Origin of the sequence: Actinoplanes flavus (assembly GCF_017592555.1) — a bacterium.
Classification (GTDB): domain Bacteria; phylum Actinomycetota; class Actinomycetes; order Mycobacteriales; family Micromonosporaceae; genus Actinoplanes; species Actinoplanes flavus.
In genome coordinates, this window is the sequence record NZ_JAGFNS010000011.1 from 72,677 (window position 1) to 86,977 (window position 14,301).

Here is a 14,301-nt window from a genome sequence, read left to right on the forward strand (position 1 = left end):
CTCCCGCGAACCGGTGACGTGGGCCACCCCGGTGTGTCGCTGAAAAGTGTCACGCCCGGGGCAGGCGTACCTCGGCCACCGTGCCGCCGCCCTCCCGCGGGCGCAGCGAGACCCAGCCGTTCTGCCGTTCCACCAGCCGCCGGACCAGGTAGAGGCCGAGTCCCGCGCCCGGCCGGTGCGGCCCCGGGTCTGCCTGCCAGTACCGGTCGAAGGCGTGTTCGACGTGCTCCGGCGCGATCCCGGCGCCCCGGTCGGCGACCCGGAACCGCAGCGTGTCGTCGTCGGCTCCGGCGCACACCTCCACCGTGCCGTCCGGATCCGAATACTTCTCGGCGTTGGTGGCCAGCTCGGTGAGGATGGTCGCGATCGAGTCCCGGTTCCCGTACGCCTTCGGCAGATCCGTCGGCAGATGCCCCAGCAGCAGCCGCTGCCGCAGGTCGGCGGGCAACTCGCCGGCCGCCTCACGAAGCGCCTCCACCAGGTCGAACGGGCCGGCCGGGGAGGCGCCCACCGAGCCGTCCTCCTCGCTGGCGGCGGAGAGCAGCCGGTCCACGAGCCGGGCCAGCTCACCGGCGCGCGCCCCGATCACCCGGACCGCCTCGCGCCGCCCCGGCTCGCCCAGGGTCTCCCAGTGGTTGGTGAGCGTGTCCGCGTACCCCTTGATCACGGTGACCGGGGTGCGCAGTTCGTGGCTGGTGACCGCGACCCAGAGGTCGCGGTCCGCGTCCCGGCGCACCTCCTCGGGGGCCGGAGCGCCGTGTGCCGGCAGGCCGGAGCCCTTCCGGTAGAGGCGGCTGATCAGGCCGGCCAGCAGCTCCAGCACGTCCCGGTGCTCGGGGCCGGGCTCGCCGTCGAGGTAGACGTGCAGGGAGCCGACCGGTGTCTCCCGGCCGGGGCAGCGGGCGCCGAGCATCGACCGCGGGTCGCCGCGCTCGATCAGGTGAAGGAGTTCGCCGTCGAGCCGCTGGTCGCCCGGATGGGTCACCCGGCGGCCCACGACGGCGGCCCACACCCCGGTGGCCGCGATGATCCGGCCGTGGTCGTCGGCGGACTCGGCGAAGGCGGCGCCGCGGGCGCCCAGTGTCTCCCCGGCGAGCCGGACCAGCTGCTGCAACACGGACAGACCGGCGTCGCCGGATTCGACACGGCCGAGGACCGCGAGCTGACCCCGGGTCAGCGCCGTGTAGTCGGGACGGTCCGGCATGCCTGCGAGTTTGCCTCGCTCGGCGGCTTTTGGGCAGATGAACCTAAGCGAACCCTGCGGTTGAGCGGCATCTGGTGGTGCACGTCACATCCGGGCGAGGTGGTCCAACACGAACCGGGGACGGTCGGTGATCACGCCATCCACGCGGTGCTCCAGGACCAACTCGAGATCGGCCGGCTCGTTGACCGTCCAGACGTACGCCTGATGTCCCGCCGCCTTGATCGCCGGCAGCAGGGTGGGCCGTGCCCGAACCAGGTCGACACCGGGCCCGGCGGTCTGCGCGCCGAACGGCAGACGGCCGCGACCGACCCCCGGCGGCACCAGTTCCAGTAGATAGACGGTGGGCAGGGCGGGCGCCTGCGCACGGATGCGGCGCAGCGCGAGCGCCGCGAACGACATCACCGTCACCTGCACGTCGGCGTCCGGCTTCGGCTCGGCCAGACCGTGGTGACGCAGCATCCGCACGAGCCGGCGCTCGACCTCCGCGCCGTACCGGGAAGGGTGTTTGGTCTCGATCAGAAGCCGGACCCGCCGCCCGCTGGAGTGGACCGCGTCGAGCAACCGCTCGAGGGTCAGCAGCCGGGTCAGGTCGGGCAGCTCGGCGTCGGCCGGGTAGCCGGGATGCCAGGAGCCGAAGTTCAGCGCGTCCAGCTCGGCCAGGGTCTTCGAGCTGACCCGGCCCCGGCCGTTGCTGGTCCGGTCGAGCCGGCTGTCGTGCACGCAGACCAGGTGACCGTCCCGGGTGAGGCGGACATCGCACTCCAGGCCGTCGGCACCCTCGTCCAGAGCGCGCAGATAGGCCCCGAGCGTGTGCTCGGGCAGCGCGTCGGCGCCCCCTCGATGTGCGAAGACGAGGGGACGGTACCCGGTCACAGGACGCGGGCCGGCTGCCCGTCCTCGCTCACCATGTCCTTGCCGAGGGCGGCCCACGTCTGCATGCCGCCGTCGAGGTTGCGCACGTTGTCCCAGCCGTTGTTCATCAGGTAGGCCACGACTTGCCCGGAGCGTCCACCGGCCCGGCAGACCACCACGACCTCGCCGTCGGACGGCACCTCGGCCATCCGGGCGGGCACCTCCATCATCGGCAGGTGGTGTGCGCCGGGCGCATGGCCGGCCGTCCACTCGTCCGGCTCGCGAACGTCGAGCAGGTAGGCGCCGGGAGCGACTTGATCAGCGGTGACGCTGGGAACCTGAGGTCCGAACACGGGTGACAGCCTAGCCCCGGGGTCATTTCTCGTTGGCGATGACGTCCGGATGGTCGAGCACGAACTCGGCGAGGGTGTCGTTCTTGACCGCCTGGAACATCTTCAGGCTGGTCTCGTTGAAGACCTCCCGCCCGCTGCTGTTGCCGGAGAAGGTGCCGTCGTTGGTACGCAGCAGCACCAGGTCGTTGGCCGCGACGTTCTTCAGCCCGAGGACGAAGTCGGTGAGCTCGATCTGGCCGGTGTCCAGGGTGAACGCCTTGCCGGCCGCCTTGATCAGTGAGTTGATCCGCAGCGGGTTGCTCAGGACCCCGCCCTCCGAGGCCTTCTTGGCGATCGCCTTGATCAGCTGCTGCTGGTGCCGCTGCCGGTCGTAGTCGCCGTTCTTCAGCCCGTACCGCTGGCGGGCGTAGTCGAGCGCCTCCCAGCCCGCCATCTCCCGGCAGCCGACCTTGTGCACGACCGGCTTGCCGGACTCGCCGGCCTCCCGGGCCTCGGCCAGGTACATCGGCTTGCCGTCGACCAGGACCATGTGTTTCGAGGTGACCTGCTGGTCGACGCACATCTCCACGCCGCCGAGCTCGTCGATCACGCTCTTGAAGCCGCCGAAGTTGATGATCGAGGCGCCGTCGAAGCTGATCCCGGTCATGTTCTTCAGCGTCTTGGCCAGCAGCTGTGAGCCGCCGGCCATCCCGGCGCCGTTCTGCGCGCCCCAGTAGAACGCCTCGGTGGCCTTGACCGTGCCGCCCTCGTACCGGCTCCGGGCGAACGCCGGGACCTCGACCTCGGTGTCCCGGGGGACCGAGATGAGGTACGCCTGATCGTGGGTGGCCGGGATGTGCAGGATGATGATCGTGTCGGAGTGCAGGGCGTCGTCGGCCCAGCGCTCCCGGGCGTCGACGCCCATCAGGAGCATGTCGATGGGGCCCTCGATGGTCGACCCGCCGCCCTCCTCGAGGGTCTTCGCCGCGTCACCGGTGAGGTCGTCGACCGCGATCGACGAGGTGGTCTGCTTGACCACCATCCGGCCGCCGACCAGACCGCCGCCGCTCGCCACCAGCAGCACCACGCCGAACGTCGTGGTGAGCCGCGCCCAGAGCGGCGAACGGCGTTTCCGGCGGGCCGTGGGTGGCGCCGCCGGAACCTCGGTGGGCCGGTCTACGGCGACGGTCATGCAGCACTCCTGGCGAGATCGGGGGGCTGCATAACCTTACGGACAGAATCCGCGTCGGTTGAAGTTCATTCGGGTTTCAGCTTGAAGTCATAGCCGTCGGACAGCCGGCGCCTACTTCTTCACCGGGTTGGCCTTGAGCCACTCGTCCACCTTGTCGTCGACGACCGCCTGGTAGAGGCTGAGCGCCTTCTCCCGGTCGGAGACCACCACCGACTGGCCGTCGATCGTCTGACCGCCCTTGTTCGGGCTGGTCAGGAACGTCAGGTTCTCCCCGCGCAGGTTGCGGAACTGGAGCACCATGTCCTTGAGCGAGAAGTTCTCGTCGACCGTGACGGCGGCCGTCGCCGAGTTCAGGAACGCGTTCAGCTTCGCCGGGTTGCTCAGCGTGCCGCTGCTCGCCGCCTTGTCCATGATCGCCTTCAGGAAATCCTGCTGGTGCTGCATGCGGGCGAAGTCGCCGCGGGCGAACTGCTTGCGCTGCCGGATCCAGTCCAGGGCCTGCGCACCGTTCATGTGCATCATGCCCTTCTTGAACTGCCGGAACGGCTTGTGGATCGACTTGGTGTCCTGCTCCACGTACAGGTCGACACCGCCGAGCGCGTCGGTGACCTCCTTGAAGCCGCCGAAGTCGATCGCCATCACGTGGTCGATGCGCACGTCGGTCATGCACTCGACGGTGCGGACCGCGCGGGGCAGGCCCCCGAAGGCGAACGCCGCGTTGATCTTGGCTCGGCTGCCGGAACCGCACGGCGCGTTGTTCTCACTCGGGATGACCACCCACAGGTCCCGCGGGATCGAGATGAGCTGCGCGGATTTGTGGTCGGCCGGCACGTGCATGAGGATCAGCGTGTCGGCGCGCCACTGGTTCGCCTGGTCCTGCTTGGCGTCCGGGTCCCGGGAGTCGCTGCCGACCAGCAGGATGTTGAAGGCGCCCTCGACCGTCTTGGCCGGCCGGTCCGTGGTGATGTCGGAGAAGGCGTTGGTGCGCTTCAGATCGTCGTCCAGACCGGAGACGTAGCCCCACGCCGTGACACCGGCGATCAGGGCGAACACCACGATCACTCCGCCCACCACCAGGGCGATCCGGCCCCAGCGGGGCTGCGGGCGGCGGCCGCGGTAGGAGCGGCCCCGGTCGGGACGGACCGGGCCGCGCGGACCACCCGGTGCGGCGGGTCCGGATCCACCTCGTGCGGGCCGGTCCCGGGAATCGGGTCGGCCGGGCACGGACGCTCGTCCAGAAGGGTTGCCGCTGGGGGAGGTGGTGGCTGACATGACACCAAGGTTACGGAGTCCGGACCGCTGATCCGTGACTCCGAGAACCTTCGGCACGAAGGTGGGAGGAGAGTGACGGCACGGTCACGGGCCGGCGTTGGCGACTACGCCGGCCCGTGCACTGGGATGAAGTCAACTGAGGATCGTTCGCGACGGTGGAGACGTGTTGCCTTCCTGCGCGCCGATCCCGGGTCAACGTGGGTCGCGAACGACCCTCAGTGCGCGCCGTGCCCGGTCAGCGACCGGACCTCCAGCTCCGCGTACTTCTCCGGGTCGGTCTCCTTGCTGATGACCGTGCCGAGCCAGCCGAAGAAGAAGCCGAGCGGGATGGAGATGATGCCGGGGTTGGACAGCGGGAACCAGTGCCAGTCCTGGTCCGGGAACATCGCGGTGGGCGAGCCGGAGACGACCGGCGAGAAGAACACCAGGACCACCGCGGTGGTGAGGCCGCCGTAGATGGACCAGAGTGCGCCCGCCGTGTTGAACCTCCGCCAGAACAGGCTGTAGAGGATCGCCGGCAGGTTCGCCGACGCCGCCACCGCGAACGCCAGCGCCACCAGGAACGCCACGTTCAGGCTCTGCGCGAAGATCGACAGGGCGATCGCGACGGCGCCGATGATCAGGGCGGCGATCCGGGCGACGCTGACCTCCTGCCGTTCGGAAGCGGTGCCCCGCTTGATCACGCTGGCGTAGAAGTCGTGCGCGAGGCTCGACGACGAGGCCAGGGTGAGGCCGGCGACCACGGCCAGGATGGTGGCGAAGGCGACGGCCGCGATGACGGCCAGCATGATCGCGCCGCCGGTGTCGCCGCCCAGATAGTCGATGCCGAGTTGCTGGGCGAGCTGCGGGGCGGCGGTGTTGCCCGCCTTGTCCTGGGCGGTGATGTTCTTGCCGCCCACCAGGGCCGCCGCGCCGAAGCCCAGGGCCAGGGTGAACAGGTAGAACGTGCCGATGATGCCGATCGCCCAGAGCACGCTCTTGCGCGCGATCCGGCTGGTCGGAACGGTGTAGAAGCGGGTCAGGATGTGCGGCAGGCCGGCCGTGCCGAGCACCAGCGCGAGGCCCAGCGAGAGCAGGTCCATCTTGCTGTAGAAGGTCTTCGCCGCGTCGCCGGCCGTCTCCACCCCGTACCGGAGCCCGGGTTCGAGGAAGGCGTCACCCTTGCCGGATTGCGCGGCCGCGTCACCGAGCAGCGCCGACAGGTTGAACTTGTAGTGCGCCAGCACCATGATCACCATGACCAGGGCGCCGCCCATCAGCATGAACGCCTTGACGATCTGGACGTAGGTGGTGCCCTTCATGCCGCCGACCGTCACGTAGATGATCATCAGGGCGCCGACCAGGATGATCGTGGCGACCTTGGCGGTGTCGGCGTCCATCCCCAGGAAGGTGGCGCCCGGCTTGATACCCAGCAGCAGCGACACCAGCGCACCGGCGCCGACCATCTGGGCGATCAGGTAGAAGACCGACACCACGATGGTGGAGACGCTGGCCGCGGTACGGACCGGGCGCTGGCGCATCCGGAAGGCCAGCACGTCGGCCATCGTGTAGCGGCCCGAGTTGCGCAGGAACTCGGCGACCAGCAGCAGCGCCACCAGCCAGGCGACCAGGAAGCCGATCGAGTAGAGGAAGCCGTCGTAGCCGTACAGGGCGATGATGCCGGCGATGCCGAGGAAGGACGCCGCCGACATGTAGTCGCCACCGATGGCCATGCCGTTCTGGAACCCGGAGAACTGACGGCCACCCGCGTAGAAGTCGGTGGCGGTCTTGGTCTGCCGGCTGGCCCAGACGGTGATCCCCAGGGTGATCGCCACGAAGATCAGGAACAGCGTGATGGTCAGCGACCGGGAGCTGGACGCGGCCTCGGCGGCCAGGAGCTGTGGAGCGGCCATCAGTCCTGGCTCCCCTCGGCGGTGGCGGCGGCCGTGGGCTTCTCGTCGATGTCGTGCAGGATCTTGTCGGCCAGCGGGTCCAGCTTCCGCGCCGCGTACCGCGAGTAGTACCAGGCGATCACGAACGTGGAGACGAACTGGAGGACGCCGAAGACCAGCGCGACGTTGATGTTGCCGACCAGCTTGATGGCCATGAAATCCCGCGCGTACGCGGAGAGCAGCACATACAGCGCGTACCAGACGATGAACGCGACCGTCGTCGGGAAGATGAAGCTGCGCAAGCGGTGGCGCAGTTGAGCGAACTCCTCGGAGTTCTGCACTTCGAGATATCTCTCGGCGGATGCCGGCACGGGTTTTCACCACCTTCGTGGGGGCGGACTTTCCGGCACCGTACGAAGGAGTGAGCCGTGTCACCGGCCGCCGGTCGAGGTCTGCGCTGAGTGGCGGCCTGACTGCGCTGAGCGGCAATCAAGCCAGTTCGGTGTACCTGCCCCGATAGTGGATCAGAGGTGATCCCGCGCTCCCGGTCTCGACACGTTCGATCACCCCGTCGAGTAGCAGCGCCCACCCGCACGGACGGCTCTCGGTGAGCCGGCAGCCGGCCCAGGTGGCGGCGTGTGCGGGGACCGGCCCGAACTCGGTCGGGCGCCACTCCCCGCTCGCGAACAGGCCGCCCGGCGCGGGGAGGAGCCCGGCGAACCGGTCGGCCAGCTGCCGGTCGCCCGGGTCGAGCGGCGTCACCGCGAACCGGCCGGCCGCGGAGGCCGCCGCCCAGAACTCGCTCTCCTCGTCGATCAGCCCGAGCATCCGGCCGGGATCCCCGTCGGCGACCACCGCGGACGAGACGGTCAGCCCGGCCGGTCCGGGCGCCGTCCACAGCGTCACGGTCGACGCGAACCGGCCACGCAGTCGTCGTACCTGTGATTTCTCCGCCTCCGGAACGGCGAACGGATCGGTGGAGTGGATGCGGCCACCCGGCGCGTCGGGATTCATCCGATCATTCTCCCGTTTACAGATTGCGCACGCCGCTATCCGGATTTATTGATCAACAACTATTTTCTAGGCATGACTCAGGTGGTGCTGCGCCCGGGTGACATCGTCCACGTCGGTCCCGAGGCGAGCGTGCAGTTCTCCGGCGACCGGGCCCTTGACCTGCGGATCATCCGGGTCGACTCACGGGTCACCTACGACGGGTGGATGTGGATAGACGGCTACGTGCTCGGCCCGGCCGGCAACGCGTTGCAGCGCCGCCGGATCTTCGTCCGCCGGGACGGACTGCGGCCGGAACGCACGTAGCGTTCCGGCCGCGGTGTCGCCGAACAGTCGGGCGGTCAGCCCACCCGCTCGATGACGGCTCGCCTGATCAGGAACTTCCCGGGCTCCCGGACCTGCTCGAAGGCGGCGTTGTTGAGCAGCACGCAGCTGCCGGAAACGCTCGTCACGGTCACCGTGATGCTCTTGTTGTTGTCCAGGTTCCGGACCCGCAGGACGGTGCCGACCGGGTGGGTGCCGCTGGACGCGGCGGGCGCGCCGCCCTCACCGGAGAGGGTCACGGTCGAGCCCGGGCAGACGACCTCACCGTTTCCGGCCGGAGCGGCGGGCGCGGCCGTGGTCGGCTTCGCGGCCGGAGCGGCCGGAGCGGCGGTGGTCGGCTTCGCGGCCGGGGCGGTGGTGGCCGGCTTCGTAGCCGGGGCGGCCGGGGCCTGGGCCTGGGCGCCGCCACAGCCGCCCTGCGCCTTCTGCACGTTGATCAGATCGATGACCGCCTGCCGGTTCGCCAGGATCGCCTCGGTCTGCGCGTTCGGGTTGGCCCGCTGCTGGGCCATGAACTGCTGATTCTCGCGGATCCGCTCGTCCAGGCCGTCGCAGAAGGTCGAGGCGCTGCTCAGTCCGGTGCCGACCGCCAGGCCGCCGCCGACCAGAACGGCCACCGCCACGCCGATCACGATGTTGCGCTTGCGCCCGTCTCGACCGGGCCGCCGGTAGGTACGTGTCATGACCGGATCTACGAGCGGGGTTCACCGTCCGGACGGGCGTCTTACCTTAAAGATCCTTAAATCAGGTACGCAGGGATTCGGGGGCGTGCAACCGCAGCATCGTGGCGCCCACGTCCGGTGGCACACGACGGCCGGTCAGCAGCGACACACCGACCATGACCAGGAACGCCAGCGGCACGGTCCACGCCGCCGGCTGGCCCACGAACTCGGCGAAGGAACTGGGCAGCGGCGGGCCGAGCACCGTCACGAGCACCGCCGCCATGGCCGCGCCACCGCCGGTGACCAGCCCGGCGATCGCACCGGCGTCGGTCAGCCCGCGCCACCAGATGCCGAGCACCAGCAGGGGGCAGAAGCTGGAGGCGGCCACCGCGAAGGCCAGGCCGACGACGCGGGAGACGTCCATGTCGGACACGTACAGGGCCAGGGTGGTGGGGACCAGCGCGGCCAGCACGGTGGCCAGCCGGAAGTCGCGGATCGAGCCGCTGCGGCCGGATCTGAGCACGTCCGTGAAGATCACCCCGGCGACGCTGGTGAGCAGGCCGGACGACGTGGACAGGAAGGCCGCCAGAGCGCCCGCGGTGACCAGCGCGCCGAGCAGCCGGCCCAGGTGGCCGCCGCCGAGCGCCGCCTCGGGCAGCAGGAGCACCACGGCGTCGGTGTTGCCGGTCATCAGCAGTTGCGGGGTGTAGATCCGGCCGAGCACCCCGTACAGGGTGGGCAGCAGATAGAACAGGCCGACCATGGCGAGCACCACGAGCGTGGTGCGGCGGGCCGACGCGCCGTCCGGATTCGTGTAGAACCGCACCAGCACGTGCGGCAGGCCCATGGTGCCGAGGAAGGTGGCCAGGATCAGGGAATAGGTGGCGAAGAGGCCGGTCTTGCCGGGCAGCAGCCACTGGTCCCCGAACTCGGCGTCCACGGTGCTCACCGTCGGCACCGGGTCGCCCGCCGCGAAGTGCAGCGTCTCGCCCGCCTCGACCGGGCGGACACCGTTCAGGACCGCGTCCTGCTCCACCACGACGGTGGTGGCGACCGGGAAGACGGCGCCGGCGGGTGGGGTCACCTCCGGGCGGCCGTCCGACTGCCACTGCAAGATCAAAAAGATCATCGGTACGGCCAGCGCCGTCAGCTTCAGCCAGTACTGGAACGCCTGCACGAAGGTGATCGCCCGCATCCCGCCGAACGCCACGTTCGCGGTCACCACCACGCTCACCACCAGCGCGCCCCAGGCGTAGGAGCCGCCGGTCAGCGTGCTGAACGTCAGCCCCGCGCCCTGCAACTGCGGCAGCAGGTACAGGCAGCCGATGAACAGCACGAAGGCGGTCGCCAGCCGCCGCAACGGCCGCGACCGGAGCCGGACCTGGCAGAAGTCGGGCAGGGTGAACGCCCCGGAGCGGCGCAGCGGCGCCGCCACGAACAGCAGCAGGGCCAGGTAGCCGGCGGCGAATCCGACCGGGTACCAGAGGACGTCGACGCCGTAGCGCAGGACCAGGCCGGCGACGCCGAGGAAGGACGCGGCGGACAGGTACTCACCGCTGATCGCGGCCGCGTTCCAGGACGGGCTCACCGACCGGGACGCGACCAGGAAGTCCGAGGTGGTCCGGGCGAAACGCAGGCCGTACGCGCCGATCGCCACGGTCAGCAGCACGACCAGGATCAGGCCGGGCGCCAGGTACGGGTTCACCGCTCCGGCCTGCGGATCAGCGCCGCGAAGTCCTGCTCGTTGCGCTCCGCCCAGCGGACGTAGGCGGCGCCCACCCCGACCAGGAACGGGAACGACAGCAGCCCGAGCAGAACCCACGGCAGGTGCACGCCGAAGACCCGGTAACCGCCCACCGCCGGAGCCACGGCGAACAGCAGCGGCAGTGTGCCGAGGCCGGCCGCGACCACCAGGGCGAGCCGCAGCGCGAGCGCCAACTGGGCCCGCATCAGACCCTTGACCAGCGCCTCCCCGATCGGGGTCTGCTCGGTCAGGTCGGTGCCGGCCCGGTCGGCCGTGCCACGCCGGGCCGCGGCGTCGGCCAGCACCACCCGGGTCCGGGAGCGCGGGGACGGATCGGCGGCCATGTTCGGCAGTCTGTCCGTCCCGCGCTGAATGTCAATACCGGTTCACCTGTTCCCAGCACCAGGTGGGGTTGTCCGCGGGGTGCTCGGCGATCACCTCGCGGGCCGCCTCCCGGGCCAGGTTCCAGCCGCGCCAGTCGTCCGCCTCGGTGCGCTCGCCGATCACCATCAGCAGGCAGGACCGGTACGCCTCGTTCCGCAGCCCGGCGAGGGCCGGCACCGCGTCCGGCGACAGGTCGGACAGATAGGGCAGGTCGATCCGCTGGGTCTCCTCGTACCGGTGCACGTGGTTCTCGGCGATCAGGCCGTCCGGGTTGGCCACCGACAACCCGAGCAGGGCCAGCACGCCGGCGGCGATCGCGACCCGGGGCAGCCACGGCGCCCGGATCCGGATCCCGGCCACCAGCACCATCACCAGGACCACCCCGAACCACGCCTCGCAGCAGGCCACCAGCAGGCGCAGCCGGGTCAGCCCGTACGTGTCGGTGTAGACGTACATCCGGTGCAGCGCCGAGGCCACGATGACCAGGGTGAGCGCGGCCAGGGCGCCGAGCACCACGCGCAGCAGGATCCGGTCGGTCCGCTCGGTGCGCGGCGCCCACCGGGCCACCCCGGCCAGCACCACCAGGGTCAGGGCGATCACCACGCAGAGCTGCCAGAAGCCGCTGCGGGCGTATTCGGCGTAGGTGAGGCCGTCGGTCTCCACCACGTGCCGGCTGCCGCCGAACAGCACGGTCAGCTGGACCGCCACGAACGCCGCGAACAGCAGCACCAGGAGGCTGAGCGGCACCGCCCACTCCAGACGGTTCACCTTGCGGCCCTCGGTGCGGTCCAGGTCGCCGGCCGCCGGCGGGGCGGCGCGCAGGAAGGCGGCGGCGGTCAGCAGGACCGCCGTGACACCGCCCACGAACGCCCACCGGAAGATCGTGATCGCGTGGATCTCCGGGATCGCCGCCTCGAAGACCCGGGCGAACTTGGCGTCGGCTGAGATGAAGAGCGCGCCGAAGACGGTGAGCAGGGCGATCGAGACCGCGGTGGTGGCCAGCACCCGGATCGGGACGCCCGCCGAGCCCCGGCCGCGCATCCGGGCCACACCGCGCAGGATCCACAGGCCGCCACGGGTGGCGGCCGCCGGCGCCACCAGGTAGGTCATCGCCACCGACCGCAGCGACCGCCCGTTGGTGATCGCCAGCGCGCCGGTCAGCGTCGCCGTCAGCAGGCAGAGCACGAACAGCCAGCCGGCCGCCCGGAAGGTGCCGGTCGCCAGCAGGACCACGGTGGCCGTGCCCCAGAGGAAGCGGTCCCGCGGGCCGTGGTCGACGTCGCGCCGGACGGCGGCCGGGATCGCCTCGGGCACCCGGACGATCCGGGCCAGGACGAGGGCCGCGGTGCCGGCCAGCGCGGTGATGAACCAGCCGAGACCGGCCCGGTCCAGCGGGACGCTGAGCGCGGCCACGACGGAGGCGGCGAGGATCGCCACGGCGGTGGCGGCCGAGGCCGGGCGTCCCGGTCCGGGCCAGCGGCGGCCGAGCACGGTGTACGGCGGCCAGGGCCCGTTGAGTTGTCCTAATTGTCCGATAGCTGGTTGGTTGGTGGCCGTCGACATGTTCACTCCTCAGAGCGCTTGCAGCGGGAGTCGTACCTGGATGTGGCAGCCGCGCCGGTCGTCGGGCTCGACGACGGCGATCGTGCCGCGGTGCAGCTGCACCACCCAGCGGGCGATCGCCAGGCCGAGCCCGGTGCCGCCGCCGGTGGCCCGCTCGCCCCGGGTGAAGCGTTCGAAGACCCGCTCGCGCTCGGCGGGCGGGATGCCGTCACCCTGATCGGTGACGGCGAGCACCACGTGATCGCCGTGGCGCTCGGCGCGGACCGTCACCAGTCCGCCGCGTGGGCTGTGCCGGGCCGCGTTGTCCAGCAGGTTCGCGAAGACCTGGTGCAACCGTTCCCGGTCGCCGTGCATCAGCAGCCGGGGCGCGGACACCTCGAAGCGCACGTCGTGGCCGGTGCCCTCGGCGTTCACCGTCGCCTCCCGGACCACCTCCCCGAGGAAGGCCGGCACGTCGATCAGATCGCGGTCCATCGGCACCACCCCGGCGTCCAGCCGGGACAGGTCCAGCAGGTCGGCGACCAGCCGGCTGAGCCGCTCGGTCTGCGCCAGGGCGGTCTTCATCGTCTCCGGCTCGGCCTCGGCCACCCCGTCGACGATGTTCTCCAGCAGGCCCCGCAGCGCGGTGATCGGCGTACGCAACTCGTGCGAGACGTTCGCGATCAGCTCACGCCGTTGCCGGTCCGCGGCGGCCAGGTCGGCGGCCATCTGGTTGAACGCGGTGGCCAGCTCGCCCACCTCGTCCTGTGACCGGGTCTCGATCCGGTGCGTGTAGTCGCCGCGCGCCATCTCCCGGGCAGCCACCGTCATCTCGCGCAGCGGCACCGTCGCGCCGTGCGCCATCACCTGGAGGGTGACCAGGCCGAGCGCTGCCGCGATGGCGATCCACAGCACGTCGACCCGGTAGAAGTCGATGCTCCACAGGAACACCAGCAGGCCGGTGCCGCCGGCGAACCCCAGGGCCAGGGAGAGCTTCGCCTTGATCGACCGGACCGGGTCGAGCGGCCGGGGAAGGTAGGCGAAGACCGGCGCGACCAGGTTGTGGACGAACACCATCAGGCGGGTGATCACTTGTCCACCTCCAGGGCGTACCCCACCCCGTGCACGGTGCGGATCAGATCGGCGCCCAGTTTCCGGCGGAGGCCCTTGATGTGGCTGTCGACCGTACGCGTACCCGAAGTGTCCGCCCAGCCCCACACCTCGGCAAGGAGCCGTTCCCGGGGCAGGACCGTACGGGGTCGCCCGGCCAGATGCACCAGCAGATCGAATTCGGTCGGGGTCAGATGCACCTCGGCGCCGCCACGCAGCACCCGTCGTTCCGCCTGGTTGATCTCGACGTCGCCGAACCGCAGTGTCGGGGGCTGTGGACGAGCGGCGACCTGCGCCTTCTCGGCCCGCCGCAGCAGGGCGTGCACCCGGGCCGCCAGCTCCCGCATCGAGAACGGCTTGGCCATGTAGTCGTCGGCGCCGACCGCGAGCCCGACCAGCAGGTCCGTCTCGTCGCCGCGGGCGGTCAGCATCAGCACCGGGACCGGCCGTTCCGCCTGGATCCGGCGGCACACCTCCAGGCCGTCGAAGCCGGGCAGCATGACGTCCAGGACGATCACGTCCGGCGGGGACTGCCGGGCCGCCGCGACCGCACTCGGCCCGTCGCCCACGACCTGCACCAGGAAGCCCTCGGCACGCAGCCGCGCGGCCACGGCATCGGCGATCGCCCGCTCGTCCTCCACCACGAGAACCCGCCGTTCGACCGTCTCCACGCCGCCGTCACCCCATCCCAATAGCCCTGGTCCCGGTCGGTGCGCCCCCGTGGCCCACCGGCCGGTGACCAGCAGCTTATTGACCACCTGGGCAGACCAGGCGGTGGAGTTGTGAACAACTTGTGGAGAT

At 70.7% G+C, this 14,301-nt stretch carries 15 protein-coding genes; 1 reads left to right on the forward strand and 14 read right to left on the reverse strand.

Features of this window, described 5'->3' with window-relative positions; translation table 11 throughout:
• Positions 1 to 49 precede the first annotated feature (49 nt).
• The 8 genes from J5X75_RS18115 to J5X75_RS18150 all read right to left on the reverse strand — a co-directional run bounded on the left by J5X75_RS18115 (position 50) and on the right by J5X75_RS18150 (position 7,737).
• The gene (locus tag J5X75_RS18115) at positions 50 to 1,204 is read right to left on the reverse strand and encodes a sensor histidine kinase (RefSeq protein ID WP_208468581.1); all 1,155 of its coding nucleotides are present in this window, start codon (positions 1,202 to 1,204) and stop codon (positions 50 to 52) included.
• Between the two features lie 84 nt (positions 1,205 to 1,288).
• Positions 1,289 to 2,077, reverse strand: coding sequence for a glycerophosphodiester phosphodiesterase (locus J5X75_RS18120; RefSeq protein WP_208468582.1), 789 nt, complete (start codon positions 2,075 to 2,077; stop codon positions 1,289 to 1,291).
• Positions 2,074 to 2,409 (reverse strand): rhodanese-like domain-containing protein, encoded by a 336-nt coding sequence (locus tag J5X75_RS18125; RefSeq protein ID WP_208468583.1) that lies wholly within the window; start codon positions 2,407 to 2,409, stop codon positions 2,074 to 2,076. The genes J5X75_RS18120 and J5X75_RS18125 overlap by 4 nt, the downstream gene beginning before the upstream one ends.
• Positions 2,410 to 2,431: 22 nt before the next feature.
• The gene (locus J5X75_RS18130) at positions 2,432 to 3,580 is read right to left on the reverse strand and encodes an LCP family protein (protein WP_208468584.1); all 1,149 of its coding nucleotides are present in this window, start codon (positions 3,578 to 3,580) and stop codon (positions 2,432 to 2,434) included.
• 111 nt (positions 3,581 to 3,691) lie between these two features.
• A complete protein-coding gene (locus J5X75_RS18135; RefSeq protein WP_208468585.1) occupies positions 3,692 to 4,852 on the reverse strand; it encodes an LCP family protein in 1,161 nt (386 codons plus the stop codon).
• Positions 4,853 to 5,067: 215 nt separating this feature from the next.
• Positions 5,068 to 6,744, reverse strand: coding sequence for a monocarboxylic acid transporter (locus J5X75_RS18140; RefSeq protein WP_208468586.1), 1,677 nt, complete (start codon positions 6,742 to 6,744; stop codon positions 5,068 to 5,070).
• The gene (locus tag J5X75_RS18145; protein WP_208468587.1) at positions 6,744 to 7,094 is read right to left on the reverse strand and encodes a DUF485 domain-containing protein; all 351 of its coding nucleotides are present in this window, start codon (positions 7,092 to 7,094) and stop codon (positions 6,744 to 6,746) included. The genes J5X75_RS18140 and J5X75_RS18145 overlap by 1 nt, the downstream gene beginning before the upstream one ends.
• 118 nt (positions 7,095 to 7,212) lie before the next feature.
• The gene (locus J5X75_RS18150) at positions 7,213 to 7,737 is read right to left on the reverse strand and encodes a flavin reductase family protein (protein WP_208468588.1); all 525 of its coding nucleotides are present in this window, start codon (positions 7,735 to 7,737) and stop codon (positions 7,213 to 7,215) included.
• A gap of 72 nt (positions 7,738 to 7,809) precedes the next feature.
• On the opposite strand from J5X75_RS18150, the gene J5X75_RS18155 reads away from it, so the two are divergent.
• Positions 7,810 to 8,040: a hypothetical protein gene (locus tag J5X75_RS18155; protein ID WP_208468589.1), complete on the forward strand. Its 231-nt coding sequence runs from the start codon at positions 7,810 to 7,812 to the stop codon at positions 8,038 to 8,040.
• A gap of 35 nt (positions 8,041 to 8,075) precedes the next feature.
• On the opposite strand, the gene J5X75_RS18160 is transcribed toward J5X75_RS18155, so the two are convergent.
• The 6 genes from J5X75_RS18160 to J5X75_RS18185 all read right to left on the reverse strand — a co-directional run bounded on the left by J5X75_RS18160 (position 8,076) and on the right by J5X75_RS18185 (position 14,171).
• On the reverse strand, positions 8,076 to 8,741 hold the full coding sequence (locus J5X75_RS18160; protein ID WP_208468590.1) for an SCO2207 family protein: 666 nt from the start codon (positions 8,739 to 8,741) through the stop codon (positions 8,076 to 8,078).
• 61 nt (positions 8,742 to 8,802) lie between these two features.
• A complete protein-coding gene (locus J5X75_RS18165) occupies positions 8,803 to 10,425 on the reverse strand; it encodes a sodium/solute symporter (protein WP_208468591.1) in 1,623 nt (540 codons plus the stop codon).
• Positions 10,422 to 10,808 carry a DUF485 domain-containing protein gene (locus J5X75_RS18170; protein ID WP_208468592.1) on the reverse strand — a complete coding sequence of 129 codons (387 nt, stop codon included), beginning with the start codon at positions 10,806 to 10,808 and terminating at the stop codon, positions 10,422 to 10,424. The genes J5X75_RS18165 and J5X75_RS18170 overlap by 4 nt, the downstream gene beginning before the upstream one ends.
• 31 nt (positions 10,809 to 10,839) lie before the next feature.
• Positions 10,840 to 12,411, reverse strand: a complete 1,572-nt coding sequence (locus J5X75_RS18175) for a DUF4153 domain-containing protein (protein WP_208468593.1) — start codon at positions 12,409 to 12,411, stop codon at positions 10,840 to 10,842.
• A gap of 9 nt (positions 12,412 to 12,420) precedes the next feature.
• Positions 12,421 to 13,467 (reverse strand): HAMP domain-containing sensor histidine kinase, encoded by a 1,047-nt coding sequence (locus tag J5X75_RS18180; RefSeq protein ID WP_208468747.1) that lies wholly within the window; start codon positions 13,465 to 13,467, stop codon positions 12,421 to 12,423.
• 11 nt (positions 13,468 to 13,478) lie between these two features.
• Positions 13,479 to 14,171, reverse strand: coding sequence for a response regulator transcription factor (locus J5X75_RS18185; protein WP_208468594.1), 693 nt, complete (start codon positions 14,169 to 14,171; stop codon positions 13,479 to 13,481).
• Positions 14,172 to 14,301: the final 130 nt, after the last annotated feature.

What these genes read in the sequence shown, in the direction of transcription:
- J5X75_RS18115 (WP_208468581.1), bottom strand. Translation starts at nt 1,204, where the DNA reads ATGCCGGACCGTCCCGACTACACGGCGCTGACCCGGGGTCAGCTCGCG.
- J5X75_RS18130 (WP_208468584.1), bottom strand. Translation starts at nt 3,580, where the DNA reads ATGACCGTCGCCGTAGACCGGCCCACCGAGGTTCCGGCGGCGCCACCC.
- J5X75_RS18135 (WP_208468585.1), bottom strand. Translation starts at nt 4,852, where the DNA reads ATGTCAGCCACCACCTCCCCCAGCGGCAACCCTTCTGGACGAGCGTCC.
- J5X75_RS18140 (WP_208468586.1), bottom strand. Translation starts at nt 6,744, where the DNA reads ATGGCCGCTCCACAGCTCCTGGCCGCCGAGGCCGCGTCCAGCTCCCGG.
- J5X75_RS18150 (WP_208468588.1), bottom strand. Translation starts at nt 7,737, where the DNA reads ATGAATCCCGACGCGCCGGGTGGCCGCATCCACTCCACCGATCCGTTC.
- J5X75_RS18155 (WP_208468589.1), top strand. Translation starts at nt 7,810, where the DNA reads ATGACTCAGGTGGTGCTGCGCCCGGGTGACATCGTCCACGTCGGTCCC.
- J5X75_RS18160 (WP_208468590.1), bottom strand. Translation starts at nt 8,741, where the DNA reads ATGACACGTACCTACCGGCGGCCCGGTCGAGACGGGCGCAAGCGCAAC.
- J5X75_RS18170 (WP_208468592.1), bottom strand. Translation starts at nt 10,808, where the DNA reads ATGGCCGCCGATCCGTCCCCGCGCTCCCGGACCCGGGTGGTGCTGGCC.
- J5X75_RS18175 (WP_208468593.1), bottom strand. Translation starts at nt 12,411, where the DNA reads ATGTCGACGGCCACCAACCAACCAGCTATCGGACAATTAGGACAACTC.
- J5X75_RS18180 (WP_208468747.1), bottom strand. Translation starts at nt 13,467, where the DNA reads ATGGTGTTCGTCCACAACCTGGTCGCGCCGGTCTTCGCCTACCTTCCC.